Genomic DNA, 26,225 nt, shown 5'->3' with positions numbered 1-26,225 from the left:
GGCGCTCTAATTTTTGCTAATTAAGCCGACGATAAATCGCAGCGGTTTAGTTATTCTCCAAGACAAAGAGTTCATAAGCGAATCCACTCGCTTAGCTTTAGCTTTATAGTTTTCATGTAACAACATTGCTTTATTTTCAATGCTGCGAGTTAATAGCTCTATTTCTTCAATATTGCTAGAGGTATTAATAAGATCTAACTCCGATTTTATAATCGATGGTAAAAAATCAATATAAACGCTCTCATGAAGAAAATAGGAATTAACATGTGATGTAGTATCAAAAATGTACCCTAATGGCTCGACATACTCTCGTAACGTTTCCACTCCCAAGTGCCCATGTTCAATACAAAATATTTTTGGTAGAACCGTGACATTCTCAAACCCCTTCAAAGCTTGTATTTCATGTCCTTCTATGTCTAACACCATTAAAGTAATATCTGTTATTCCATTCTCATTAATAAATTCACGATAAGTAACTTTGTTAGTCTTACAAGTCGTGAATTCGCAATTCATTTCATTCAGAATTTTTACGTGCTCTGGTGTATGCGATACTGAGCCATTCGTACACAGCGGAAATGACGGATGATGAACATCAGTAAACTCGATTTCGCCAATAGAATCAGATAAGGCTAAATTAAAATTGTCAGTATTTGGCCTATTTTTTATAAGCTCAGCATAGATGGTTGGCGAAGCCTCGATGTTATAACCTGTCCAACCGAGAGACTCTTCGAAGAATAAGCATGAACTTTCTGTCACACCGTCAAAGGCACCGCATTCAATAAAGGTACAAACAGCCTGACTTAAAAATTCATTATGCTTTACATAGCGAGAGTAAATAAAGTTATCAACCTGAGGTTCGAACTGACCATAAAATTTCACAGGGATTCCCTTTGTTTCAAAACCCAAAACTACACTCTTCCAAATGTATCTTCAAAGCGAACAATGTCATCTTCCCCCAGATAGCTTCCACTTTGAACTTCGATAAGCTCAAGGTTGACTTTGCCAGGGTTAGTTAGTCGATGAGTAGATCCGAGCGGAATGTAGATAGATTGGTTTTCACTCAGAAGAGTTTCTTGTTCATCGATTTCAACTATCGCTGTCCCCGTGACAACAATCCAGTGCTCTGCTCTGTGATGATGCATTTGTTTAGAGAGTGACGCGCCAGGTTTAACAGTTATGCGTTTAACTTGATAGCGAGCACCATTATCTACTGAATCATACTTCCCCCACGGTCTATGAACTTCTCTATGAAGTAAGTGTTCACTGCGACCAGTATGATTTAAATGCTTAACAATTTCTTTTACATTTTGGACTTTATCTTTATGAGCCACGAGAATTGAGTCTTTAGTCCCAACAACTACTAAGTCCTCTACACCAATTGTAGAGATAAATTGATTCTCGGATTGAACAAGGCAGTTACGCGACTCAATGTTTTTAACATCACCTAAATTTACATTTCCATGCTCATCTTTCGGCAATACTTCCCATAACGCTGAAAATGACCCAACATCGCTCCACCCTACAGAAATAGGTAAAACTATACCAAGTTCGGTATGTTCCATTACTGCATAATCAATTGAATCGTCAGGGCACAATTCAAAGTCTTGTTTAGCTATACGAACAAAGTCCAAGTCAGATGTAGCATTTGAATATGCTTTTAACGCTGAATCATACATTTTCGCGTTAAATTTTTTTAATTCTTCAAGATAAATACTGGCTTTCATAACGAACATGCCGCTATTCCAGAAAAAGTCTCCGCTTTCTAAATACTCTTGGGCTTTAATTCTATTCGGCTTTTCAACAAATTGCTTAATTTTCAGTGCGCTTTTATCACTTTTTTCACCTTGGATGTAACCAAAACCTGTTTCTGGAGTACTGGGAACGATACCAAAAGTAACTATTTTGCCTTGTTCTGCGTATTCAGCTGCCAGTTCAACCGACTTTTGAAATGTTTCTTTATCTTCAATTACATGATCCGCAGCAAGTACAACTAGAATAGCATCGCTATTATGCTCTAACGCTTTAAATGCCGAAAGCGCTATAGCAGGCGCTGTATTTCTGCCCACGGGTTCCAAAATAATAGACGTTGGGTTTTGACCTATTTCTTGTAATTGTTCGGCAAGTATAAATCGATGAGCATCGTTACAAACAGCTATAGGTTTATTAAATCCAGTTAAGCGTAAAGCCGTTTCTTGAAGCATTGTATAGCTACTAGTAAGCCGCAAGAATTGCTTAGGATAGTGCTTTCTAGATAGAGGCCAAAGTCGAGTGCCAGAACCACCAGACAAAATAGTTGGGTATATTTTAGACATCATTTTTATATAATTCACTCCATTGGCGCACGATTGTAGCAAACCACCTTCAAACTACAATTACAAATTGGGTAAATATAGGTATTATTTGTTCAAATGAGAAAATGATTTAGCAAGGAGTATTCATTGACAATTTTATATGATTTTCTCGAAGTCGCTGGAGGCGCAGAAAAAGTCTCGCTAGAGTTAGCTAAACACTTAGATTGCAAGCTTATTGTAAGTGGTACAAATAAAGGTATTTTTAACTCTTTCCCCGAACTACAATTAGAAATTATAAATATTGGCAATGTTTCAAAGATTCCTATTTGGAAGTCGATTAAGTCGATCAACTACTTTGAACAAATATCAAGTGGCTTACTCACTGACAAGAACATATTGTTCTCAGGTAGCAACGCACCTATTGCAGTTCACAATTCTCAAGCTGAAAAAAACATATACTATTGTCATACTCCGCCAAGGTTTGCTTATGATCTTTATGATCACTATCAAAGTACACTGCCTTCTTGGCAAGCATTTATAATTGATAAGTTCGCAACTTGGGTGAAACAAAAATATGAACCAACTTTGCCAAAGATGGATCTAGTCATTGCGAATTCAAAGAATGTTAAATCCCGTTTAAAAAAATACTTAGATGTTGATGCAACGGTTATATATCCACCAGTTCATATTGAAGAGTTTTTTAATTCAAACTCTAATGGTTACTACTTATCAACAGCTAGACTAGAAGAGTATAAACGCATACAAATTATTGTTGATGCTTTCAAACAGCTTCCCACAAAAAAGCTCATACTTGTTTCAGGCGGTAGCATGTTCGAAAAACTAAAAGCAGAGTGTCAAAATTACTCAAACATACAGATAGTTGGTTGGGTATCACAAGAAAAGTTACGACAATATATTGCAGAATGTATTGCAACTATTTACATCCCTATTGACGAAGATTTTGGTATGTCTCCAGTTGAATCTATGGCCGCAGGAAAACCCGTTATTGGCGTTGATGATGGAGGAATAAAAGAAACCGTTGTACACCTAGAAACCGGCTACCTTTGCCCCACGGAATTAAGTACCAACGACATTATTAACGCGATAGAGTACTTAACCCCAAACAAAGCACAAAGAATGATGAGTAATTGTTTTGTACGAGCTCAAGCATTTAAAGCTGATTTATTTTTCAGCAAAATGAAAGAAATAATGACATAAATTTTAGGACCAAAAATTCAATGAAAGAAAGTTCTCACATTATCGCCAGGTCTAACATTAGTTTTGGCACTTCTGGTGCTCGAGGCCTAGTAACCGACTTCACTCCTGAAGTATGTGCCGCGTTTGCAATTGCATTCGCCAACGTAATACGTGAACAAGACGTTCTCACTACAATGGCATTGGCTATTGACAATCGCCCGAGTAGTTACCAGATGGCACAAGCTATTAGCGCTGGACTTGCTCAAATTAACATCGAGACCAAATTTTACGGCGTAATTCCGACTCCTGCGCTAGCGTATTATGCAATGCAGCAAAACATGCCGTGTATAATGGTTACCGGTAGCCATATTCCATTTGATCGTAATGGCTTAAAGTTTTACAAGTCCCAAGGTGAAATTTCTAAAGCAGACGAAGCCGCAATTTTAGCAGCGCAAGCTAACGTGTCTCCCATCACCTCACTACCTCACCTAACAGTATTAGCAGCAGCTAAAGACGCCTACATACTTAGAAACACCGAAGCGTTTTCATCGGATAGCCTTAAAGGCAAACGCATTGGCATTTATGAACATTCGAGTGCTGGCCGTGATATTTACAATCTCATTTTTGAAGCTCTTGGTGCTGAAGTTATTTCACTAGGGCGAAGTGACGAATTTGTACCGATCGATACCGAAGCTGTGGCAGAGGAAGACAAAGTAAAAGCGCGCGCTTGGGTGAAAGAATACAAATTAGATGCGCTATTTTCGACCGATGGCGATGGCGATAGGCCTCTTCTTTCTGATGAATTTGGCGAGTGGTTGAGAGGCGATATATTAGGTTTATTATGTTCAAAAATTTTAGGCATCGAAGCATTATCTACTCCGGTGAGCTGTAATACCGCAATCGAAAAGAGCAACCTTTTTAAACACATTGAACGTACAAAGATTGGATCACCATACGTTATTTCAGAATTCGACGGCTTACTTCGTACATTTAACTCTGTTGCAGGCTTTGAAGCAAACGGCGGATATTTATTAGCCAGCAAAATAAAGCTTAATGGCAAAACAATTCAACCATTGCCTACACGAGATGCGATATTGCCCGCAATTACCTTATTAAGCCAATTAAATAAGCAAACAATTTCTGAACAAGTTAAGTTATTACCACAACGCTATACAGCGAGTAATCGAATTAAAGACTTTGCACGAGATAAAAGCCTATCACTAATTGCTAACATTAATAAAGAGCCTGAAGCTTGGTTGCCTAAGTTAGGTATAACGGATAAGTTGAACGAGATAAACCTAACAGATGGACTTAGAATGCTTTTCTCCAAAGGGGATATAATTCACCTTAGACCATCAGGTAACGCACCAGAGCTGAGATGTTATGTTGAAAGTGATTGTGTAAGCAGTGCGCAAAATTATGTCACTAATGTTCTTGAACATTTGAGAAAACTATAACTAAGTAGGCCGAGCTATCTCAGCTCGGCCTTATTTTTAATACCCTTGGCTTATCAGTAATTTTTTCATACGCAGGCCTTCTTGATGCCTTGGCTTCTTCTCAAGTAAAAGTAAAATATGCTTTTTAGCTAATATGAAGCGACTTGTTTTAAAATACACTACCGCAATTGCAAAATGGGTATCGGCTAAATACCAAGGCTCAGCAAGTGCCTGTTTAAAATAGGATTCTGCTTCAGCTAGTTTATTCTTGCGCAAATGAAGCACACCAAGGTTGGTCAGCACCTGAGAGCGAGTGTATGAATTTTTAATATTCGGTAACAATCCGTCGGCTATTTTATGTGCTTTTTCAAAGTTCCCCGAATCGATCGCTGCGGCAATTAAATTATTTGCTAAATCCTCATCGATTTGACCTTGTTTAAGTTCAATAGTTTTTTCTAGTTGCGCAATGCCCAACTGCAAATCTCCCGCTTCCAAATAAACCTTGGCTAAGTTTGCACTCAAGCGTTTATGATTCGGGTTTAAACTTAGTTCATACTCATAAAAAACACGCGGGTTTTGCCACTGTGCATTTCTATAACTGGCGGTTGTTGCAAGCGCTACTATTACAACAGCAAACGTTCCTAACGCCACCTTTAGCTGTTGTGGTTTCTTAACAAAAATAAAAACACTTGAAACTAAGGCTATCAACAAGCCAACATTCGGAATATAAGTACGGTGCTCTACAATAATGTCTTTAATCGGAATAATGCTAGATTCAACGCCATGAGCAATAAAGTAAAACAGTACACCAAACAGCAATAGCGGATTTTTTGTTCTAAATCGATAGGCAACTGCAAGTAATCCAATTAAAAAGCATAAACTTAAAAGATTATATAAAGTGCTAAAGTCGCTTGGAACATAGCCATATTCTAATCTTAGCGGAAATGGGAAGAACACCTTGCCAATATAAATCGCCAGTACAGAAAATTGTGAAAACAAATATTCTAAGCGTGTAAAGCGCCCGGTTTCAGTAGTTAGTTGGTCAAGCTTAGTTAGGTACGGCGCAAATAAGTCAAACTGCCATATTACGAGCGCCGCAACAACAGCAAGAATGCCAATATAAACAAGCCATTTAGCCAATCGCTTACTAGCAAATAAGTAAATCTCAATTAACACCAACACGCCAACTAAAGTGACCGCATTTTGTTTGGTTAAAAATGCCAATAGCGTGGTGGCAATACATGTAATTAGCCACAGACCGGCAATGGACAAACTTGCTGACACACGTGTTTTGACATAGCAAATTAAGCTCAGTAAATAAAACGTCAGAGCCAATGACGCAAAGCGCTGAACTAAATAGGTGACAGCTTGAGTATGCAATGGATGCACAGCAAAAATAAATGCTACTAGCAGCGCAATGTAGCCTTGGTACTTTGCTAACGGATGCTGTTTTAGTATTGGCGTAATAAATAACACCTTAACAAACACAAAAACAAGTACGGCGTTGATAATATGAATAATGATATTGGTCGCGTGTAACGCGATTAATGAGTCGAACCCAAATTGAAAATTAGCCCAAAAGCTCAATACTCCGACCGGCCTTTGAAATCCAAAAATATCACCAACAGATCCTTCTCTTAAAAAATTATTATCGCGAATATGATAAAAGTCATCTAAGTAAAACGGTACACTAAATGCGTTTGAATAAGCAGCAAGAGTAATAACCACTAAACCAAGCAACCAGAAAAAACTATTTAAACTATTATTTTTAATCACAATTCCCTTCTTAATTAAATTTGTTATTAGTTTTAAATTTACTTTTGTTCTCCAACAGGTTGTTGACTCTTATTTTGCATCCACACTAAGTCTGAAATCCCTCCCGTAGGTTTAAAAGCGGTTGGAGCCTCAAGTAAAATTTTTCTAATTTTATCATGTTCAAAATTATGACAAGCATCGTCAAGTTGTGTTAACAAAGGAAGTAATTTATTCCATTGCAAGAAAGACTCCAGCGCAGTCATAATTCTAGGATGGCAAGTACCACTGACATTATCGCCAATCAGTAATTCCTCATACAATTTCTCTCCAGGCCTTAAGCCAGTGCATTGTATTTCAATATCACCGTACGGTTTGTCTTCATCTTTTAGTGCTAAGCCTGATAGGTGAATCATTTGTTTAGCAAGATCAATTATCTTAACTGACTCGCCCATATCTAATACAAATACATCGCCTCCTTGCCCCATTGCGCCAGCTTGAATAACCAACTGAGCAGCCTCTGGAATTGTCATAAAGTATCTAGTTATTTCAGGATGTGTTAACGTAATTGGCCCACCTTTAGCTATTTGAGACCGAAACAAGGGAACAACTGAACCTGATGAACCTAATACATTACCAAATCGTACCATACAAAATTGTGTTTTAACTTGCGTCTCTGAGAGTGCTTGTAATACTAATTCAGCTAAACGCTTAGTAGCCCCCATTACATTTGTAGGTCTTACGGCTTTGTCTGTAGAAACCAGAACCATTGTCTCTACATTCGCCTCTATTGCAGCCTCGGCAGTATACAATGTGCCAAACACATTATTTCTCACACCTTCAACAACGTTATATTCAACCATTGGTACATGCTTGTATGCCGCTGCATGATACAAAGTTTGTACTTTGAATGACTTAAGTACCGTAGTTAAGCGTGATTTCCGTTGCACCGAACCAAGCAACGGTGTAATAGTTAATTTTAAGCCTAATTTTTTAACTGTCTCTTTTAACTCTTTATCTATCGCATATAGCGCATATTCTGATAACTCATAAAGAATCAGCTGTTTAGGCTTTTGATGGGCGATCTGACGGCATAACTCCGATCCAATAGATCCTCCCGCACCCGTTACCATAACCACTTTACCAACAATATTCTTAGCCATTAATTCAGGGGTTGGGTCTACAGGAGCCCTACCTAATAAATCATCTGGCGTAATATCATCAACATCCGTAATTTTATTCTTTCCAGCAAGCATTTCTGGAACACTTGGTACACTCATTACCTTTATTGCAAGGGGCTCTAACCCCTTTAAAATCTTTTTTCTACGGTCAAGCGATGCGCTGGGCATCGCTAGTAATAGCTTCCTTGCGCCCCAAGTATCGATTACATCTTGCAGGCCTGTGCTATGAAAACAATTGATCCCAAGTATCTTTGTCTTATCTTTATTTTTATCATCATCAACAAAAGCAACAGGGTGCATTTCATTGCCGTTTTGTAGTGCGTTAGCGAGCTGTCGTCCAGCAGAGCCTGCTCCATAAATAATAATAGGCTCTTTTCGTCTCACTTGGAGGTGACCGAGAACAGCTCTTACTGAAATACGTGCTCCGCCAATTGTGACTAAAAGGAAGTTTGTAAATAGAAACGGTACGCTTCTGTGTAGGCTAATATGTAGCATAAAAGACACTACCACCAAAGACAGTGTGGCTATGATGGTACCGAATAAAATTGCACCTAACGCTTGTGAGCTAACGTAGCGTAATACAGCACGATACAAACCCAACTTTATAAATCCGAGTAAAGCTATCGGCAAAAATAAGCAAAGTAAAAGCCAATATGATTTATTTAGCAATACGCCGATATCATCCTGAATCAGAATAATTGATAGCCAAAATGAGATGGTAACTAAAAGAGTATCAATAAAAAGTGTAATCGCTCGTTTGGATTTTCGCGATAACTGAAGGAAGAAGCTTATCAGGCTATTCATAATTTACACAGACGATTAAATTAATGGATTATAACACTGCTCTGTATCTTTAAAAACGAAAATAAAAAAAGAGCACCTAAGTGCTCTTTTTATTAACAAATAATTCTAATAAAGAATTATTGCCATTGACGCTTGTCACCACCAACTAGTGTACCTTCACAAGTATCTGGGCTTACGCCACCAGTAGTTGCATCTGTACAGCTAAGCTTGATTGTGCCACCAGTGTTGTTAGTTTTGTAAAGTACTGGCGTATCAGCACGACCTACAGGGTCTTTGTTTTGCGCTGCAGCGTGTACTTTATTTTGTGGTGCGTTAACTAGGTAAGTTAACTCGATGTGCCAGTTCATAGCCATATCTAGCTCAAGAAGCTCAGCAATTTGGTCGCCAGTTTGAGTGAAGTGACCTTCACCTGGAACTGTACCAAGAAGAACGTTCTTGATAGTGCGAGGCTGTTCATCTTTAAGAACGCCTTGACCAAGACCAGCTGGAGCAACTACAGCATCAACAAATACATCACCTTCTTGAGCGAATTCGTTTACGATCTTAACTGTAGAACCGTAACCAGTAGTTGTGTTGATTGAGTAGATGTATGGGATCTTGAACTGTGCACCGTTTACAGGCCATACGTGAGTAGCACCGTTTTCAGCAACAGAGTTACCGTCAACATAAGTACCAGTTTCAGCGTATACTACTGGAACGTCGAAATCACCAGCAGAAGTCTTAAGTTCAACACCTGAAGCAACCCAGTCACTTGGGTTTTCTTTGTTTTGCTCTAGGAAGTTTTTACCGTCTACTTCGATAACGAAAGGCGTTACGTTGTAGTTGTAAGAACCAGTGTATAGACCAAGAGTGTTAAGTGCTGTAGAAGCTAGGTCGAAATCATCAGAACCAGATGCTTTAGATAAACCAGTACCACCTAAAGTGATTGATTTAACACCTTTAATTGATTCGCCATCTTTACGTGCGAAGTCCATTGAAAGTGTATCAGTTGGGCTTAGTTCAACACCGTAGTCAGCTTTGTTTTGAAGCTGTAGTAAAGCAGTTGAAGTAAGGTTATTAACACCAACTTCGTCAGCAGCATCATCGTGGATGAACGATAAACGGTCAGCTTCTACGTTGATAGTAGTAGTAGCTTGGTCGATAACGTTTAGTGCAAAACCATCAACGATTTCAGCAACTGCGACTTGTTCGTTGTTAGCTAAAGCATTAAGTACGATACCTGACGTGTTCTTTACTTCTGTTACTTCTGCGCGGATGAAATCACCAACTTGTGAACCTTCTTCAGCAGAAACTTTAACAGGGTTGTACTCACCGTCATTTACACCAGGGCTAGCTAGGAAAATCTGCGTGTGAGCAGGGATCGCATCAGCTTGCTGGAACGGGTCTTTAGAGTAGTCTTCACCAGCAATCCAACCTGGAGTAGATGGAACAACACCGTGAGTGCTAACTTCTGAGTTATCAGCTAGTACAAAGTGTAAACCAGCTAGTTCTGGACGGTTAGTGTCAACCTGAACAGTGATTGAATCAACAACATTGCGCTCTGCATTTAGGTTGTAATCGATTACAGAACCAATAGTTACAAAGTCACCAGCAACATAAGTGCCGGTAGTACCTGGATCAGCTACTTGAGCTACAAATACTAGGTTAGGAGCAGTTGCTGGATCTAAACCACCAGCAGCGCCAGAGAACTGAATAGTAAACGTACCTTCGTTCGGAACCGTTACGTCTGCAGTGTATGCAATTGAAACGTCTGTACGAACTGAACCTGGGAAGTCAGTACCAGCAGGAGTGTTGTTTTCACCCGCATCGTAATCAACAACTAGGTTTTCTTTCTTACCATCGTTATCATCTTTTACGTAGATTTTATCGATAGTTACGTGATCTGAAGCACCAGTTACAACTAAGCTTGTGCCAGAACCTGTAGAGTAACGAATACCGTACACTACGCCGTTATCGAAAGTACCAGTGCTAGCCTGTGGACCAGTTTGAATACCTGATTTACCACCGTAAGTTACTAACGTAGCAGCTGCATTAGCTGCGATTGGTGACGCTAGAGCACCTGTGACCGCTAGCGCAACCAGACCTTTGTTTAAGTTCATTAAGTTTCTCCTTTTTGAACTGATTTTTTGGTATACCAATTATAAAGGTTGTATTAAATCACAGGTTAACAAGATGTCAATCAAAAAAGACTTCTCCGACCTGCTTATTTAAATTTTACTACCTAATTTATTGTAATTATTATCTGACTTCTATCAGCATGCTATTTTATATAGCTAAACACGCTAAATTTCAAGCCAAATTTAAATTATTAACGATATAATCTAAGTGTTAACAAACTTTATTATTAACTAATTTAGATATCCATTCTAAACCACTACAAACGCAAAGCAAAATTAATTAAGTTTTTCAGGTACTGACATATTTTGATATTCAGTAGAAAATACTTCAATTACGTCATCAATATCTTGCTGTTTTGTAATAATTCGAGGTGTAATCATCACAATTAATTCAACTCTATTTTTTCGTTGATTACTGTTTTTAAACAAGTTCCCTAAAATAGGAATATCAGCTAAAAACGGCACACCTGAACTACCGCTCGAAGTATTTTCGCTTATTAAACCACCAAGTACAACTGTTTTTCCGTTTAATGCTAATAGTTCAGTATTAAATGATCTATTCAAAATAATAGGCGAGTCAATCGTTGAACTTTTGTTTTCACCGGCCTCAGAAACGCTCTGAGACAAAGAAAGCGATACAACACCTTTTGCGTTAATTGTAGGCGTTACTTGTAAAGAGACACCTGTGGATCTGTATTGTACTGTTTGTAGTACTTTATCAGAGCTTTCAACCTCAGACACCGATTGTGTTATAACAGGTACCTCAGTACCTACATTCATCGATGCAGCCTTACCATCTCTCACTAACAAGCGAGGGCGAGAAACAATGTTTACTTTAGAGTTCGACTCAAGAAAACTAAGGGTGGCATTAAAATCTAAGCCACTAATAACGTAACTTAAACCATCTGCAAGACTAAGCACGGAACTACTCTTATCTCTGACATTACTACTATTAAGAGTCCAATTAATGCCTTTACTGAAGTTTCCTTCCAACGTAACCTCAGCTACCGCGGCTTCAATTAATACTTGCCCAGGCATAACGTCTAACTGATTAATCAACTCTAGCACTTCATGGTACTTTGAAGGTGTTGCATAAAACACAAGTGCATTTTGAATTTCATCAACCGCCATTGATAAATCTTTAATTTCAACTTCTGCAGAACCAGCAGTCGAACTATCACTGCTCGATGATCTCCCCGTTTTTTTTGCATCCTTGTTAAGCCCAAACAAGGTACCTAAACTCTGCCCCATATCGACCGCACTTACATTGCGAGGAAAGTAGGTAAAATAGCGTTTTCCATCTGAAGTGCTTGGAATATCTAACTTTGATGCCCAGTACATTACTCGTTCAAAAACAGGTTCCGAAGCCGAATGAATAAGTACAGAACGTTGCCTCGCCATAGGTGTTATTGCCACAGTTCCTTCTTGATTGCCATTAGTAACAATCTGAACACCCTCAATTTTAAAAACTTCTTCAAGTTGTTCTTTAAACTCTTGCGGTGAAATATAAACCAGATCAATGATTCCTATATGACGCCCTTTTGCTGAAGGCCTGTCAAACGCATTGATTATTTTAATGACCTGTAATATTTGCTCTCTAGAGCCTGAAATTAATACCGCGTTTCTTTCTTTCATATAGTTTAACTTCGCGGTCGTTAATTGTGTTGCAACACGGGATAGTGAACGCCAATCGGCAAAATATAATGGTGCGATATGTAATATATCACCGGTTACTTCAGGTACATCAACAGCGGCTCGGCCAACCCCTAAATTAAACCCCTTTTTTTGGTTCGGTGAATGCGCTACAAAGAAATAAACGTCATTTTTAACATCAAATGAAATATTATTTTGCAGTAACAAATCTTGGGCCAACTGGAACAATCTCGACTTCGCCATTGGTTTATCAATGTTGAGGGTTGCATTTCTACCTGAATTTTTAACACTCATATCAAGCGCATAATCTAAACTAAGTAACTCGCCAAACACAGTGTGTATAAATTCCGCAACTGGTAGTGAGTTAGCTTTTATTGTAACAGGAGTATTATCAAACTTTGGTGAATTGACCTTTTTAACATCGGGCGGAGTAACACCTGCACCTGGTACTGTATTTAATTCACTTAGTTTAGTTTCAGGCTCGTCCGAAGAGCGTAATTCTTCTTTATCAGCTGTATCAACGCTGTTTGTTGCCATTGGCGATTTTTGTACCTGATAAGGTTCATCTGTCGCAACGCAACCTGAAAGCGCCAATAAAACAGCTAAAGATATAACTTTCTGACTTGAAAGACCTAAACTCTTCATTTTTTAAACATCCTAAATATTTTTTTATTACCTTGCTTTTCGAAAGTCACCTTTGTTGCATCAACTGACACTAACGAATGCCCAAGCAAAACACCACCCAACGTTAATTTAATTGACGGACCTTCGTTAGTCTGCGCAACTATTACATAAGGCGTTGGACTTGTGTAAATGGCTCTAATTACTGGGTTAAACGGAGGTTCTTTAACGACTTCCTCGGTTATTGCTACTTCGGGTTCTTGAGGTGCTTCTGGCTCTATGAAGCCAAACAAGTGTTCATTAAATGTTGGTTGCTCATGGCTCTTATGTGCAAAAACCTCGATATTTGCAATATTAAGCTCCCACTCTTTCTCATTACTATGTGACACAAAGACCCTCAATACAAAATCAAGCGCAAAAAGTAGCAACAATGCAAATGCTATAACTCTGTTCACGAAGTTGCCTCATCTGGTTTTAATAAAAAATAGTGGACCCGTATTCTCATTGTTGTGTATGACGTACTTCGTACCGAACGAACAGACACTTCCTGAACAACGGCGAGAGGTTGTTGCTGTTCCATCCAGAATAAAAATTCTTGTAATTGTTTAGCATAGCCCTGAAACTCAAATCTGAACTCAAGCGTACGGTAAAGTTCATTTTCAACGAGTTCAGTACTACCTTTTGAAACAAGCTCCATATTTCTATCTTTTACAGCCTGCTCAATTTTTTTTGTCAACTGTATTTGTGCTTGTGAACTAGTAATGTCTTTAAAAAAGTAAGGGGATAAACGTGCTGCACTATCTTTTGTGTCAGTTAACGCTTGTTGAATTGCTTTTTTATTTTTTTCAATCTCAACTTCATCACGAAGTTGTAATGAATAAAAATCAATGTTTTCTTTAATTTCAGCCTGCCACTCAACAATAGGAACAACAATAAATTTAATCAAAAGTAAAACAATACAAAAACCAAATAGCTTTAACTGTTTAACTGAAATGCTTAATTTTGAAGCTAAATCTTCACTACCTAAGCTTAATAACTTCATTTAGTTCACCACATTAAAACTAATTGAGAAAAGGTCCTGCTCACCTATACGGCGAACAGGAGTGCGGTATTCAACATTTTTCAACTGCTCATGTTCAGCTAATGCTTGAAATAGCTCTGTCGCACTTTTGGCACTCCCTCTAATACCTATGTCATCATTATTAATAACAATCGAGGTTAGTTCATAATCAGTAGATAACGGCAGTGCTGAAAACGCTTTATACTTTTCACGGTAATCTTTAAATGGAGCACTCAATAACGATACTTTATTTTCGAGCTCTTTTAACTCACCGCGTTGCTTTTTTACTGATGTAATCAATTCTTTATTTTTTTCAAATTCTCTAGAAACTTTTGCATCAACTAGATAAAGGTATGCGGAAGACACCATTAGATATAAGGTAACTGCTGCAGTCACATTAAGAAGGTTACCTACAGTTATTTTCGGTTTATTGCGCTCGGAAAACTTAAATTTATTTAGATATGGCGCAAACTTTCGCCAATCAAGGTGCATTAAAAGCGTTTGATTGAACGTATTTTTGCTTAGGGTTACCTGTTCGTAGTCAGCACAAGCAATATTGATTAACGGGTTATTATACTGAGCGTATCGTAAAGCGTAATTCACATCCCAGATAAATGTCTCACCTTCAACATCTAATACTTGCTTTTCTTTAATGAAGTTAGCAGCAATTACACGCTCTGGTAGAACTAGTCCACCCGACTTCATAGAATCGCGTAACGTATTAACTATGCCGTTTTGAATGAAACAAAAAGTAACAAAATACCCGTTATTGACTTTATTTGTGACTAACCAATATTGATAATCATTAAATGGCTTATTTTGCTCAGCGAAGTACTTAGCAGCTTCAGTCAACTCTTTATACTTTTTAACTTTAAAAAAGGAGTTTATTTCTACAATATATTGACTGCCAACTAAAACCAACGCGACTTGTTTAACCTGCTCTGCAGCATTGCCCGTTTTTAAATGCGTTAATTTGTTATCACGAAAAACATACGTACGTGAGTTAATAAAGTTCTTTATGTAATCTTTAAACAACGTGAAGCCTACCGCCTTACTCAGACCAATGCCAGTACTGGATAATTGGTCTTGGGTTATACCCTAATCTATGACTGATCACAACATTTCTCTTTGTGAGCACTTGACCAAGCTTATACTCAAGTTTTATTTCAATAACATCGGAAATATTGTACTGATATGCACCTATTTGCGAAGAATTTTGGTTATAGACTTCGCTTATTTTTTTATCACCCTGTTGCTCTCTAAGTGCGATTAGCGTTTCCTTTCTGTCATCAACAAGTGTGCTTGCCATAATCAATTCTTTGCTTGCAAACAATGGGCTAAATCCACCATCACCAGTCAAAATTAAGTTATTATACAAAATGTCGCGCTGCTGTTTTGGAAAACCGCATACCGCTTCGAGTTCCCCTACCGTTTGCATCTTGCCATTACGAGGCGGTAGCATCTCGTTTTGGATATACCAATCCTCTTCCCCACCATTCATTCGCTTTAATGAATCTCCATCCTGCCAATCCTCAATACAATCGAGGAAATGCCTTATTTGAGGTGCTTCAACACCTTGTTGAGCTAAAAACCGACTAAGCATACCTTTATCTAAACCGCCAAGGCTTAGCTTTCCCTGTGTGTCTTGAATTGTAATAGTTAAGCCTTGTAGGGGTGAAAATGCCTGTCCTCTATAATTCCATTGTTCAAAGCCACTTTTATCTATATATTCACTTGTTAAGTGGGTGAAATAAACTTCATCAATGAGTGAGTCAACTTCAATCTCAGCCTTCACCTTGTTTTTTATATTTTCCATTAAATTCAAATGCGCATTGGTTTGCGACAGAAAATAACTTACTACCCATGCCAGAATAGTAAAAACGAGTAAAACAGATATTAACGCAATACCTTGGCTACTTTTATATATTGATCGTTGAGCCATACCCTTCCAAGTATTTCATTCTGTTTTCTATCACTGTTAAAAAAGACCACTCTGTTTTTTGCTCACCTTCAAATTGCAATTTTATAGCTTCAGGTAATAGGTGATCCAGCTCTGACCCTGCTTTAAATGTTTCTGCAAAACCTCTAGTTAAATCAAACTCTTGTTTTTCTCTGCTCGAGGTAGCTAAAGCAACGTTAAACACCACTGAAGTAAAAGGCAGTTTATACGATTGCTGCCGACAATTTTCCGTAACTAAAAAATTCTGTTCAAGACTTAAAGGTAGAAACTCTGCTATAGGGCATTCTGTTACTTCGATAAAAACCTGGCTATCAACGTTTTTCGCCGCCATTTGTATTGCAACCTCTGTTTTGTCATCGAAAAAGAATGAACTCAATGATACAAAGCGCAAAACGTTGTCTCTGTTATACAAATACAATTCTTTAGGCTTAGTGGGGTCTGGTTTAACATAGTAATCAAGCATGGAGCGAACCGATGCTCTTAGCTTTAACTTCAATTCAACAACTTGTTCAACCTCAAAAAAGCGCGAACTGGACTTATTTGTTGCTGCGATAAACACACTCATTGATTGATAAGCTAACCCTAACAACAACGTTAGTACAGTGACTGTTACTAATGTTTCTATTAGCGTAAAGCCTTTTGAATTTCTACGCATAACTAAAGGTCAATTCCCGTATCATAAAAGAGTAAGTTGTAGGTCAGCACTTTAATTTTTATTGTGTCAATTTCACGCCCATCAGCTGAACAAGAAATCTCTATCGTATTTAAATAATATGTTTCTCCTGACTCTGCAACCGCGCCAGTTTCAACATTGTGAACTTTACGCTTACTTGCGGTTCGCTCAATTAAATTCCAACGACAATGCAAACCAGACACATCTACAGCACCGGTTTCTTCACCTCGCTTAAAACGCGCCCTAACAAAGTCAGCAGCTTCGCTCAAATTAGAGTAAAGCAATGCTTGACGGGCAAATCTTGCATCGCTATTAACGTAATTAGCGTAAACAACATTCGCCAATGCAATTGCCATAGATAAAATAGATATCGCAACAAGTAATTCTATTAATGAAAAGCCTAGTTTTTTGTTGTACATTCAGAAAAAACTACCTCTAAACTTTCTTTTGGTTCTTTAATTTTTATTGTACAACGCTCTGGATAGCCTTTTGCATTTATGATTAACGACTGTTTATCAAACAGGAGCTTTTCAAATCGCTTCGCCTGCAGCGGTTCACCATTGGAGTATACTTGTAAGTTATGTTGTTGAGCTTTAACCTCAACTGCGGCACCGGTCCATTTTGCATGCTTTTGTAGACGCTTAAACAATAGATAAAGTTCTTTTTTTTCAAACTTAATTTCGTTTTTTTCTAAGCGATCTATTGTCAGCGGCGCAACCAATGAAATTGATGCTGACAAGATAATTAGTACAACTAACATCTCAGGTAGTGAGATCCCTTTTTGCCAGCCCACGCTATAGACCTACATCTTGAGCGCTCATAATACTTAACATCATAATTATGACGATGCCACCAACTATCACCCCCATTATTAGAATTAATAACGGCTCCAGTAGTTTTAGTAGCGAGGCTAAACGAGTGTCAAACTCAAAGCTTTTACGTTGTTGAATCTCAGTAAAGGCTTTTGTTAACTCCCCCGTTTCTTCACCCACATCAATAAAACCGATTTCCATTGATGAAAATAATGATGCTTCTTCCATTGAACCAGCTAATGGCTCACCAGATTGGATACGTCGTTTAATTTCATGCAATTTTGACTTAACATCCTCATCAGGCAGGGTGTTTGCAGATAGTTCAACGGCGTCAGTTAATGATAACCCAGCTCTGAGTGTTGCCATCATTGCCGATGAAAACCTTAACTGCATAGTTAAAAATTGCATGGAGTTTATAATTGGCAAGCTGCGAAACACTCGCCAAAGACTTGCTCTAAACGCTTTTATTTCTTTCGCCTGTGAAAAAATAGTAAACATCGTCATCACTACAAAAGCGGCTAAACTTATAATGCCGGCAGTGCTACGAACAAACTCAGAAGCAGTCATTAATGCAACGGTGTACCCTGGGAGATCTTTAACTTGTTCTAACATTCCCGATAATTGTGGCACTACAGAAACTAGAATAAACAAAACGGAAATAACACAAATCGCGACGATAATAAGTGGATAGATAGCAGCTTGCTTAATCTGCGATGCAATCTTCTGTTGGAATTTTAGCTGTTCACTTAAGTCAACTAACACATCGTCCAACCGCCCTGTGCTCTCACCGATTTTGACAAGGTTAATAACTAATGAATCAAAATATTCCGGATGTTTAGCAAGTGTGTTCGCAAATGTTTCACCACCTCTAACATCTTTTTGCAGCACACTGATCAAAGACTTTAATGAGGCTGTATCTGCTGATTTACTAAGCAGTGTGAGTGCTTTATCTAAATTAATGCCACTTGAAAGTAAGCTTGCTAAATTAGTAATAAAGGTTTCAATAGTGGCTTTAGATACGCCGTCGCCGCGTAACAGCTCGACAACGCTTTTACTTGCCTTTTTAATAGTCAGTGGAGTGAATTTAGATTCACTCAGTTGTTCTAGAATTTCTGACTCATGGTGCGCATACATCTCTTTTTCGATCTTGCCACCATTGCCATCTAAATATGTAACTTTAAAACGTTCCATCAGCCAGCAACCCTAATCACTTCCTCGATTGTTGTCTGCCCTGAAACTACTTTAATCAAGCCATCTTGATAAAGCGTTCTTAAACCACTTTGCTGCATATAATCAGTGGCTTTTAAAGTGAACGAAGCATTCTTATCAAGCGCTTTAATACTGTTATTGTTTGGTAAATATTCGATTAAAGCTAAACGGCCACTGTAGCCACTTTCATTACAATGCGAGCAACCGACAGCGCGTTTAATTGTAATATCCGTTCTTCCCAGACTTTGAACTACCTGCTCAAGGTTGGCTTTACGGATGATCTCTGTCGCGTTAGGGTCGTCTTCACAACAATGTGGACATAGTTTTCTGACAAGACGTTGTGCAATGATTGAGATCACAGAAGCATTTAACAGAAATTCATCAACACCAAGGTCTATAAGTCGGATATACGCACTTGGCGTATCATTAGTGTGTACGGTACTAAACACTAAGTGACCGGTTAGTGACGATTGCATTGCAATGCGCGCTGTTTCGGCGTCACGTATTTCACCGACCATGATGACGTCTGGATCTTGACGAACAATGCTGCGCAAGCCCGCAGCAAAGTCAAAACCGATATCGCCATTCACCTGAATTTGGTTTATACCCTCAAGTTCGTATTCTACAGGATCTTCAAGTGTGATGATTTTTTCGTGACTACTGTTTAACTGCTGTAAGAAAGAATAAAGCGTGGTTGTTTTACCTGAACCCGTTGGGCCAGTCATCAAAATTACACCGGCCGTTTTTTTCAGATCTTCGTTTATAAGATCAATGGTATCTTTTTCAAAACCTAATTGAGTCATATCAAAACGCAGCGAGCCTTTAACTAGGAATCGCATTACCACGCTTTCGCCATTATTGAGCGGCAACACCGAGGCTCGAATATCAATACTACGCCCATGCAAAGCGATTTTACCGTCTTGTGGGCGACGCTTTTCCGCAATATCCATCGCAGCTAAAATTTTAATACGTGATACAACAGGAAGTAACAGTGAGTGAGGAATGTCATCTAATTTTTGTAAAATGCCGTCAACACGAACGCGCACTCTACCGCCTGACTCAACTGGCTCAATATGCATATCTGATGCACCCGCATCTAGCGCCCTGTTAATAAGTGTATTTACTAAGTTAACTACAGGGGCTTCAAGAGCCATAGCTCTTAATTTTTCTACTTCAACGACATTTGACATTGCCTGTTGGCGGTTTTGCTCAAAGATCCCCAAAACGCGCTGCAATAAAGATTCAGGCGCAAGAACAACCTTATATTTTAAACCGCTGTAGCTTAGATAGTTTGACGCTTCTAGATTAAATGGCTTGTTAGTAACAATAGTTAAGTACTCGTCAACCCCCAATGGTAACCAGCTAAATTTAGAGAGAAACTTCCAATTTAAATTTAACTTTAGCGCTTCATTGATTTTTGATTCATCAATATAGAAACCCGCTTTTTCATAACGAATGCACTCTAACTGATTTTTTTCTGCCAAAAATTCTAACAGTTCATCTTCTGAGCGACCTGACATTGATAGTAAAGCCGTTTCTAAATCAGATTGATGCCCCTGCAAAAACTCGTCTAAATCATGCTGGCTAATCTGGTTTTTGTCAGCTTTGCCATGATTTATAAATTCTAGTAACTGACTCATTGATAAACGATATCCGAATCAAGTTCTTCACCACCTTGCTTTCCGTCACGACCCAAACTCATTAGTGTATATGAATTACCTTGTTGTTGATAAAAATAAGGGTTATCCCAAGGATCTAGCGGTACATCTTTAGGTAAATAAGGACCATCCCAACGCGGGCCTGAAGATTTTCTTAATCCTTCTAAAGACTCTGGAAAAGCGTCATTGTCTAAGCGATAAGTATCGATGGCGGTGGCAAGTAGCTGCATTTGCGCTTGTGCAGTTTTTACTTTAGATGAATCAACTTTACCAAACATGGCAGGACCAACTAGAGACGCCAGCAAACCAATAATAATCATTACTATCAATAACTCAACTAACGAGAAGCCTTTATTGTACGATCTCACTTCAAAATTCCTCTAATTTCTATTTGTTCAAATTTATAACTTTTTGACCAGCTCACGGGCTGGACTTCCGATATAAACAGTATTACTTTTTGTATCGCGGTTTACTAAACTGTTGGCGCCAATTGTTGTGTACTCTTTTACCGTTTTACCTGGAAATAACACCGCTTTTGCGCCCAGCCACGCACACCTTTCAAGTACGCTATTACCAAGCATTACAGATGACGGCGATGCATGGCTATACGCCCCAACTTTACATTCATGTTCAATAATTGCGCCGGTATTAATGATCGCACCACACGCAACTTTCGCAAATGGGTTAACTATCGCCCCCTGCGCAATAAAAACACCACTTTCTATCGTTGCATTATCACTCACGATAGCGCTTGGGTGCTGTAGGGTAACTAAATTACCATTACAGTTCAAAATAAGCTCAGTAATATTTTGCCTTGTTTTGTTACAACCTATTGCAACAAAGAAATGGCTTTGTTTCTTTAATTCAGGGATAGTATCAACCGTGCTTTCAATGGTCCACTTTTCAATTAGCCCATTCATTTCACTTTTTCGATCATCTAAAAATACAACTGAATAGCCTAGTAATTCTGCAGTTTCAGCACATTGCAAACCATGACCACCTGCTCCGACAACATAAAGCTTCACTTGGTTCCCTTAAATTTTTCTGCCGTTACATGCTGCGCCTGAGAAATTCCGTCCTTTTTAATTACTTTGAAAAAGGTCATAAACAAAATTTTGATATCTAACAAGATACTTTGATTCTCAACATACCACACATCAAGGTCAAACTTTTGCTCCCAACTTACGCTGTTACGGCCATTTACTTGAGCCCACCCAGTAATGCCAGGTCTAACTTCATGGCGACGAGCTTGCTGCTGGTTATATAGCGGTAAGTATTCAACAAGTAGTGGTCTTGGCCCAACTAAGCTCATATCCCCCTTAAGAATATTCACCAATTCTGGCAATTCATCTAGCGAAGAGGCACGCAGCGCTTTGCCAAATTTTGTTAGTCTAACCTCATCAGGCAACAGGTTGCCGTGTTGGTCTCGCTCATTACTCATTGAGCGAAACTTATACATTTTGAAAATTTTGCCATTTAAACCTGGGCGGTCCTGACTAAATAAAATAGGCCCACCCAGATTGATACGAATAAGTAACGCCACAACCAACAAGACCGGTAATAGTAAGATTAATAAGGTCAACGCGACGAATATATCAAATAAACGCTTTAACATTATTTACTCGCACTTTGACAAACATCAGAAATGATTTCGCAAGACTGAATGATTTCGGCTGCACTTAGCGTAGGGTGCACTAAAAACATCAAGCTAGTTTCTCCCACTTTTTTAGCCGTTTTAAGCGGTGCCTCAGGTTTAAAGTTCGTATTATCAAACGCTTTTTCTAGATACACTTCGGAGCAACTGCCCTGATAACAAGGCACCCCACGCGCATTTATTTCGTCAACAATTCGATCACGTGTCCAGCCTTGTGCTAACTCATCCTGATTTACATAGACATACAACTTGTATTGCGCATGATCAATATTTTCAGGGTATACAGGGACATCAATGCAGTTGATACCTTGTAGTGACGAAAGTATTGCTGCTGCATTGTTATTTCTTGCCGCAAACCACGCGTCCATTTTACGCAGTTGAATACGACCAATAACCGCCTGCATTTCAGTCATACGATAGTTGGTGCCAAAACTATTGTGCAACCATCTAAAACCTGGCGGATGCTCTTGGTTATAAACAGCATCAAAATCTTTGCCGTGATCTTTAAACGACCACATTTTTTGCCAAAGTGATTTGTCATTTGTTGTTACCATGCCACCTTCACCGCCTGTGGTCATGATTTTGTCCTGACAAAATGACCAACAGCCGATATCACCAATACTACCAACGGAACGCCCTTTGTATCTCGCACCGTGTGCTTGGGCGCAATCTTCGATTACTTTTAAATCATGCTCTTTGGCTAGCGCCAAAATCTCATCCATTTCACATGGCCAACCAGCCAAGTGCACAACGATAATCGCTTTCGTTTTTTTAGTAATTTTTTGTTTGATTGATGCAGCTGAAATATTACCGCTGGTTTGCTCAACATCTGCAAAAACAGGTATGCCACCCCAAGTAACAACGCTACTTGCTGTTGCTAAAAAGGTGCGAGGGGGAATAATCACCTCATCACCTGGCTGAATATCAATAGCTTTAAGCGCCAACTCTAACGCTGTCGTACCATTACTAACGGCTATCGCAAAGTCCGAATCGGAAAAGTGCGCAAACTCCTTTTCAAACTCTCGGCATTCATTACCCGTCCAATAATTTACTTTATTGGATAATAAAACATTTTTAACAGCGTTCGCTTCTTCTTCCGTAAATGAAGGCCAAGGACTAAATGACGTGTTTAGCATTTAAATCTCTACTACATACTATTCATAGTTTGCCATAATAACACAGCTTAAATAGCGAGATATACGATGGAAAGTGGTGAGTACCAGATAAATTATGATTTTATTTGAAAACTAGGTAGAATCAGGCTTTAAACTTTAAAACTCCACCCTCCTCGTGATCAAAAAAATTCTATTAGATATTTCAAAAATTGTTAATAGTACAGCGATTGCACAGCTTCTTCCTCTACTGGCGCTTCCTTTATTTTCTCGGCTTTATTCACCACACGATTTTGCTGATTTTGCAATTTATTTAGCAACCGCAGCTATCTCGTCTGTGCTATTTAGCCTGCGTGCTGAGGTTGCGCTATTGACTGCTAAAAAGAGCCAACGAGAGATTCGCGCAAACATCCAATTAATCACATTATTAGCACTGACTATGTTAATGATTCTTTGCGTCTTCTATGGTGCTTTTTCATTAATATTTCAAGCGAAACACTACCTTCTATTAGGCATTATTACTGGGTTATTTTGGGCTATTTTTAATACCTTTCAAAACTACTTAATATGGGCTGAGCAGATGAATAAATTAGGCTTTGTAATTGTTTTAAAGTCTCTTTTACTAGTCTCACTTACTATTGTATTAGCCAATATAAGTCATGCAGGACAAATTTGGGGATTCTTTCTTAGTCATTTATTTATTGCGCTCTATGCCTTGTATAAAATGAAACAATTTTTATCTAAATTTAGTAAGCGCAATGTACTTTATGCACTTAAAAAAAATGCGAATAACCTGAAGTATCTTGCCCCTCACACCCTGTATAATATGCTAACACTACAAACACCGATTTACATTCTCTCCGCATTTTATTCGGCTGCTAATGTTGGTTTGTATTCTATGGCTAACCGACTTGTAGGTACTCCTATTAGCTTTGTTACGGTAGCTACAAACAAAATATTACATAAACAATTCGCGACTCGTTTTAAACAAGGCGGCCACATTGAGCAGTGGCGTTTAGCCAAAAAAATCTTAGCTATCTTAGTCGCGTTTTTTTCTATTGGACTACTGATCTTCTTTATTTTTGGCAAGCAAATGATTACCTTACTTTTAGGTGAAAACTGGTCATCGACCTTTTATATAATTATCGCACTATCTCCCTGGTTTTTGTTTCGCACCATTGCAGGTGCATTTTCGTTTATTACCATTTTACGAAATAAACAAAAAATGGCACTGCTGTTTGAAATAGGCTACGGAATTATTTCATTAGGTACGATCACTATCTGCGGTTTTTTTGAGCTTAATTTTCTAAATAGTGTTCAATACTTTTCCGCTATTGGTAGTATTATTGTCGCTGTACAGCTCTATTGGTATCGCACATTAATTAAAAGGTCAAACTGTGAACGATAAAAAACACATTCTCGCTTTACCGGTCAATTATCCGAATCCAGCTAATTCAGTGGCAGGTACTTTTTTCCAGTCTCAAGTCAACTCCTTACGAGAGTTTGGCCATACCGTTGGTGTCGTTTCTTTTTGTTTATTACGTATTTCAGAGCTTAAACATATTTCATACATCGACCAGTTAGAAACCAATAATGAAATACAACTTTGCTTCCCTGCTGTGCCAAAGCTGCAATCGTTGAATCATAAAATTAGAACGCTACTCACAACACGCCTAATTAAGCGATACATTAAAGCCTGTGGTAAACCCGATGTGATCCATGTGCATGTTTATAGTGCGGCTGGTGCGGCCATTTGGGCGAAAGAAAAATATGGCATTCCATACGTGATTACAGAACACTACTCTCATTTTGCAAACAATCAAATTACGCCCTATTTTCACAAGGTAGCTCGCAGTGCCTTTAAAAATGCAAACGCCTGTCTAGCCGTGAGTAAATCATTATGTAACACGCTTGAAGAAATGTTTCACCTTAACTTTCAATGCATTCCCAATATTGTTGGCTCTGAGTTTCAAGTACTTAGCGTTGGCAAATCTGATTTTGGCAAGTTTATATTGAATGTAGCCAGCCTAGTACCGATAAAAAACCATGAGCGTTTAATTAACGCCTTCTCAATCGTTGCTAAATCAAACAATCACCTAAATTTGGTCATTGTTGGTGACGGACCATTACGGGAGCAACTAGGCAACCTCGTAAAGTCGCTATGCTTATCGGATAGAGTTTACTTTCTTGGAACGCAAAACAAAATTCAAATAGCTACGCTTATGAATCAAGCTGAATTATTTTGCCTAAGTAGCGATTATGAAACTTTTGGCGTGGTGTTAATTGAAGCACTGGCGTGCGGTCTTCCTGTAGTAGCTCCGAATGTGGGTGGAATACCAGAGATAATAAACTCTGATGAGCTAGGTATTCTCTGTAATCTATCTGAAAGCTCGATGGCAGAGTCAATAAAGATATGCCTTAAACGCTCAATTAACAAAAAGAACCTTATGCTATTAGCATCTTCAAAATACTCTCACAGCACAATATCAAAAGCATTAACTGAAACTTATTCGAATATAGAGTGAACAAATAGTGCTTCTTACAATAAAAGTAAGAAGCACTGCTCATACCTTACCGCAGGTATTGAATTAACTTATCTCTATTTTTGTTGAGTATTAACGTATCTAAACTGCCGTTTCCATCCATATCTCCCACTCGTATCAGTGAAAGGGGATGACATTGCTCACTAGGCCTTTCTTTGTTAAACACATTAACGGATGTCTGTTTAAAAATAATAGGACCTGTTTTGTCACAATATCTGTCAATCACAACATCAAAAAGATCGTTTCCATCCAGATCTTCAATATTATTTTCTGATATCTGTAAACAGTTTTGATAATGAATCAAGTCTAAACTATTTTTATCATCTACATTTTTTGCCCAACTGAGTTTATACTCTTCTTCAAGTTTACAAAACTCATTTAGCAATAAATCGTCTGCTCCATCTCCATTGACATCAGCTGAAGCTAACCAAGCAACATCTATCCCCCCACCAAGCCAAACACTTTGCTTTTCAAAAGATTCGATGGAATACT

At 38.5% G+C, this 26,225-nt stretch carries 24 protein-coding genes; 4 read left to right on the top strand and 20 right to left on the bottom strand.

The genetic code is table 11. The annotated features are described in order from the left end of the window. Positions 1–6 precede the first annotated feature (6 nt). Positions 7–906 carry an FkbM family methyltransferase gene (locus tag L1068_RS12015; protein ID WP_237130471.1) on the bottom strand — a complete coding sequence of 300 codons (900 nt, stop codon included), beginning with the start codon at positions 904–906 and terminating at the stop codon, positions 7–9. A gap of 2 nt (positions 907–908) precedes the next feature. Next, positions 909–2,312: a mannose-1-phosphate guanylyltransferase/mannose-6-phosphate isomerase gene (locus L1068_RS12010; protein ID WP_237130572.1), complete on the bottom strand. Its 1,404-nt coding sequence runs from the start codon at positions 2,310–2,312 to the stop codon at positions 909–911. A gap of 126 nt (positions 2,313–2,438) precedes the next feature. Between L1068_RS12010 and L1068_RS12005 the strand changes: the two genes are divergently transcribed. Then, a complete protein-coding gene (locus L1068_RS12005) occupies positions 2,439–3,509 on the top strand; it encodes a glycosyltransferase (RefSeq protein WP_237130470.1) in 1,071 nt (356 codons plus the stop codon). Between the two features lie 20 nt (positions 3,510–3,529). Beyond that, complete coding sequence (locus L1068_RS12000) at positions 3,530–4,945, top strand: phosphomannomutase (RefSeq protein ID WP_237130469.1); 1,416 nt, start codon at positions 3,530–3,532, stop codon at positions 4,943–4,945. Positions 4,946–4,981: 36 nt separating this feature from the next. Here L1068_RS12000 and L1068_RS22145 read toward each other — a convergent pair whose 3' ends face one another. The 17 genes from L1068_RS22145 to L1068_RS11915 form a co-directional block, all read right to left on the bottom strand. Then, positions 4,982–6,700 carry a hypothetical protein gene (locus L1068_RS22145; protein ID WP_237130468.1) on the bottom strand — a complete coding sequence of 573 codons (1,719 nt, stop codon included), beginning with the start codon at positions 6,698–6,700 and terminating at the stop codon, positions 4,982–4,984. A gap of 38 nt (positions 6,701–6,738) precedes the next feature. Beyond that, a complete protein-coding gene (locus L1068_RS11990) occupies positions 6,739–8,661 on the bottom strand; it encodes a nucleoside-diphosphate sugar epimerase/dehydratase (RefSeq protein ID WP_237130467.1) in 1,923 nt (640 codons plus the stop codon). 116 nt (positions 8,662–8,777) lie between these two features. Then, a complete protein-coding gene (locus tag L1068_RS11985) occupies positions 8,778–10,760 on the bottom strand; it encodes a hypothetical protein (protein WP_237130466.1) in 1,983 nt (660 codons plus the stop codon). A 294-nt stretch (positions 10,761–11,054) separates the two neighbouring features. Then, the gene (locus L1068_RS11980; protein WP_237130465.1) at positions 11,055–13,076 is read right to left on the bottom strand and encodes a secretin N-terminal domain-containing protein; all 2,022 of its coding nucleotides are present in this window, start codon (positions 13,074–13,076) and stop codon (positions 11,055–11,057) included. Beyond that, complete coding sequence (locus tag L1068_RS11975) at positions 13,073–13,441, bottom strand: hypothetical protein (protein ID WP_237130464.1); 369 nt, start codon at positions 13,439–13,441, stop codon at positions 13,073–13,075. The genes L1068_RS11980 and L1068_RS11975 overlap by 4 nt, the downstream gene beginning before the upstream one ends. A gap of 62 nt (positions 13,442–13,503) precedes the next feature. Continuing rightward, positions 13,504–14,094 carry a GspMb/PilO family protein gene (locus tag L1068_RS11970; RefSeq protein ID WP_237130463.1) on the bottom strand — a complete coding sequence of 197 codons (591 nt, stop codon included), beginning with the start codon at positions 14,092–14,094 and terminating at the stop codon, positions 13,504–13,506. Beyond that, entirely contained in the window at positions 14,095–15,147 is a 1,053-nt protein-coding gene (locus L1068_RS11965; protein ID WP_237130462.1) for a hypothetical protein, read from the bottom strand. A gap of 16 nt (positions 15,148–15,163) precedes the next feature. Continuing rightward, positions 15,164–16,054, bottom strand: coding sequence for a type II secretion system protein GspK (locus tag L1068_RS11960; protein WP_237130461.1), 891 nt, complete (start codon positions 16,052–16,054; stop codon positions 15,164–15,166). Beyond that, positions 16,032–16,727, bottom strand: a complete 696-nt coding sequence (locus L1068_RS11955) for a prepilin-type N-terminal cleavage/methylation domain-containing protein (protein ID WP_237130460.1) — start codon at positions 16,725–16,727, stop codon at positions 16,032–16,034. Before L1068_RS11955 ends, L1068_RS11960 begins: the two co-directional genes overlap by 23 nt. 2 nt (positions 16,728–16,729) lie before the next feature. After that, on the bottom strand, positions 16,730–17,164 hold the full coding sequence (locus L1068_RS11950; RefSeq protein ID WP_237130459.1) for a prepilin-type N-terminal cleavage/methylation domain-containing protein: 435 nt from the start codon (positions 17,162–17,164) through the stop codon (positions 16,730–16,732). Further along, positions 17,146–17,538, bottom strand: coding sequence for a type II secretion system protein (locus tag L1068_RS11945; protein ID WP_237130458.1), 393 nt, complete (start codon positions 17,536–17,538; stop codon positions 17,146–17,148). The genes L1068_RS11950 and L1068_RS11945 overlap by 19 nt, the downstream gene beginning before the upstream one ends. Before the next feature lies 1 nt (position 17,539). Further along, a complete protein-coding gene (locus L1068_RS11940) occupies positions 17,540–18,748 on the bottom strand; it encodes a type II secretion system F family protein (RefSeq protein ID WP_237130457.1) in 1,209 nt (402 codons plus the stop codon). Further along, positions 18,748–20,406 (bottom strand): type II/IV secretion system protein, encoded by a 1,659-nt coding sequence (locus L1068_RS11935; protein ID WP_237130456.1) that lies wholly within the window; start codon positions 20,404–20,406, stop codon positions 18,748–18,750. The genes L1068_RS11940 and L1068_RS11935 overlap by 1 nt, the downstream gene beginning before the upstream one ends. Then, a complete protein-coding gene (gene gspG, locus L1068_RS11930) occupies positions 20,403–20,792 on the bottom strand; it encodes a type II secretion system major pseudopilin GspG (protein ID WP_237130455.1) in 390 nt (129 codons plus the stop codon). Before gspG ends, L1068_RS11935 begins: the two co-directional genes overlap by 4 nt. Positions 20,793–20,825: 33 nt before the next feature. Beyond that, complete coding sequence (locus L1068_RS11925) at positions 20,826–21,449, bottom strand: NeuD/PglB/VioB family sugar acetyltransferase (RefSeq protein ID WP_237130454.1); 624 nt, start codon at positions 21,447–21,449, stop codon at positions 20,826–20,828. Next, positions 21,446–22,039, bottom strand: a complete 594-nt coding sequence (locus L1068_RS11920) for a sugar transferase (RefSeq protein WP_237130453.1) — start codon at positions 22,037–22,039, stop codon at positions 21,446–21,448. Before L1068_RS11920 ends, L1068_RS11925 begins: the two co-directional genes overlap by 4 nt. Then, the gene (locus L1068_RS11915; RefSeq protein WP_237130452.1) at positions 22,039–23,214 is read right to left on the bottom strand and encodes a DegT/DnrJ/EryC1/StrS aminotransferase family protein; all 1,176 of its coding nucleotides are present in this window, start codon (positions 23,212–23,214) and stop codon (positions 22,039–22,041) included. The genes L1068_RS11920 and L1068_RS11915 overlap by 1 nt, the downstream gene beginning before the upstream one ends. A gap of 154 nt (positions 23,215–23,368) precedes the next feature. Here L1068_RS11915 and L1068_RS11910 point away from each other — a divergent pair, with 154 nt between their 5' ends. Next, a complete protein-coding gene (locus L1068_RS11910; protein WP_237130451.1) occupies positions 23,369–24,598 on the top strand; it encodes an oligosaccharide flippase family protein in 1,230 nt (409 codons plus the stop codon). Then, entirely contained in the window at positions 24,588–25,715 is a 1,128-nt protein-coding gene (locus L1068_RS22140; protein ID WP_237130450.1) for a glycosyltransferase, read from the top strand. The genes L1068_RS11910 and L1068_RS22140 overlap by 11 nt, the downstream gene beginning before the upstream one ends. Positions 25,716–25,761: 46 nt before the next feature. On the opposite strand, the gene L1068_RS11900 is transcribed toward L1068_RS22140, so the two are convergent. Beyond that, positions 25,762–26,225, bottom strand: a 464-nt coding sequence (locus L1068_RS11900; protein ID WP_237130449.1) for a hypothetical protein, incomplete at its 5' end; no start/stop codon positions are given.

The organism is Pseudoalteromonas sp. MMG024, from assembly GCF_021654175.1.
GTDB lineage: Bacteria > Pseudomonadota > Gammaproteobacteria > Enterobacterales > Alteromonadaceae > Pseudoalteromonas.
Note: the sequence above shows the minus strand (reverse complement) of the source record. Positions and strands in the feature narration are given on the sequence as shown.

Bases quoted from the DNA above. Each gene is read 5' to 3' on its own strand.
- L1068_RS12010 (WP_237130572.1), bottom strand. From the start codon at position 2,312: ATGTCTAAAATATACCCAACTATTTTGTCTGGTGGTTCTGGCACTCGA.
- L1068_RS12000 (WP_237130469.1), top strand. From the start codon at position 3,530: ATGAAAGAAAGTTCTCACATTATCGCCAGGTCTAACATTAGTTTTGGC.
- L1068_RS11990 (WP_237130467.1), bottom strand. From the start codon at position 8,661: ATGAATAGCCTGATAAGCTTCTTCCTTCAGTTATCGCGAAAATCCAAA.
- L1068_RS11985 (WP_237130466.1), bottom strand. From the start codon at position 10,760: ATGAACTTAAACAAAGGTCTGGTTGCGCTAGCGGTCACAGGTGCTCTA.
- L1068_RS11980 (WP_237130465.1), bottom strand. From the start codon at position 13,076: ATGAAGAGTTTAGGTCTTTCAAGTCAGAAAGTTATATCTTTAGCTGTT.
- L1068_RS11970 (WP_237130463.1), bottom strand. From the start codon at position 14,094: ATGAAGTTATTAAGCTTAGGTAGTGAAGATTTAGCTTCAAAATTAAGC.
- L1068_RS11960 (WP_237130461.1), bottom strand. From the start codon at position 16,054: ATGGCTCAACGATCAATATATAAAAGTAGCCAAGGTATTGCGTTAATA.
- L1068_RS11955 (WP_237130460.1), bottom strand. From the start codon at position 16,727: ATGCGTAGAAATTCAAAAGGCTTTACGCTAATAGAAACATTAGTAACA.
- L1068_RS11950 (WP_237130459.1), bottom strand. From the start codon at position 17,164: ATGTACAACAAAAAACTAGGCTTTTCATTAATAGAATTACTTGTTGCG.
- L1068_RS11940 (WP_237130457.1), bottom strand. From the start codon at position 18,748: ATGGAACGTTTTAAAGTTACATATTTAGATGGCAATGGTGGCAAGATC.
- L1068_RS11935 (WP_237130456.1), bottom strand. From the start codon at position 20,406: ATGAGTCAGTTACTAGAATTTATAAATCATGGCAAAGCTGACAAAAAC.
- L1068_RS11920 (WP_237130453.1), bottom strand. From the start codon at position 22,039: ATGTTAAAGCGTTTATTTGATATATTCGTCGCGTTGACCTTATTAATC.
- L1068_RS11915 (WP_237130452.1), bottom strand. From the start codon at position 23,214: ATGCTAAACACGTCATTTAGTCCTTGGCCTTCATTTACGGAAGAAGAA.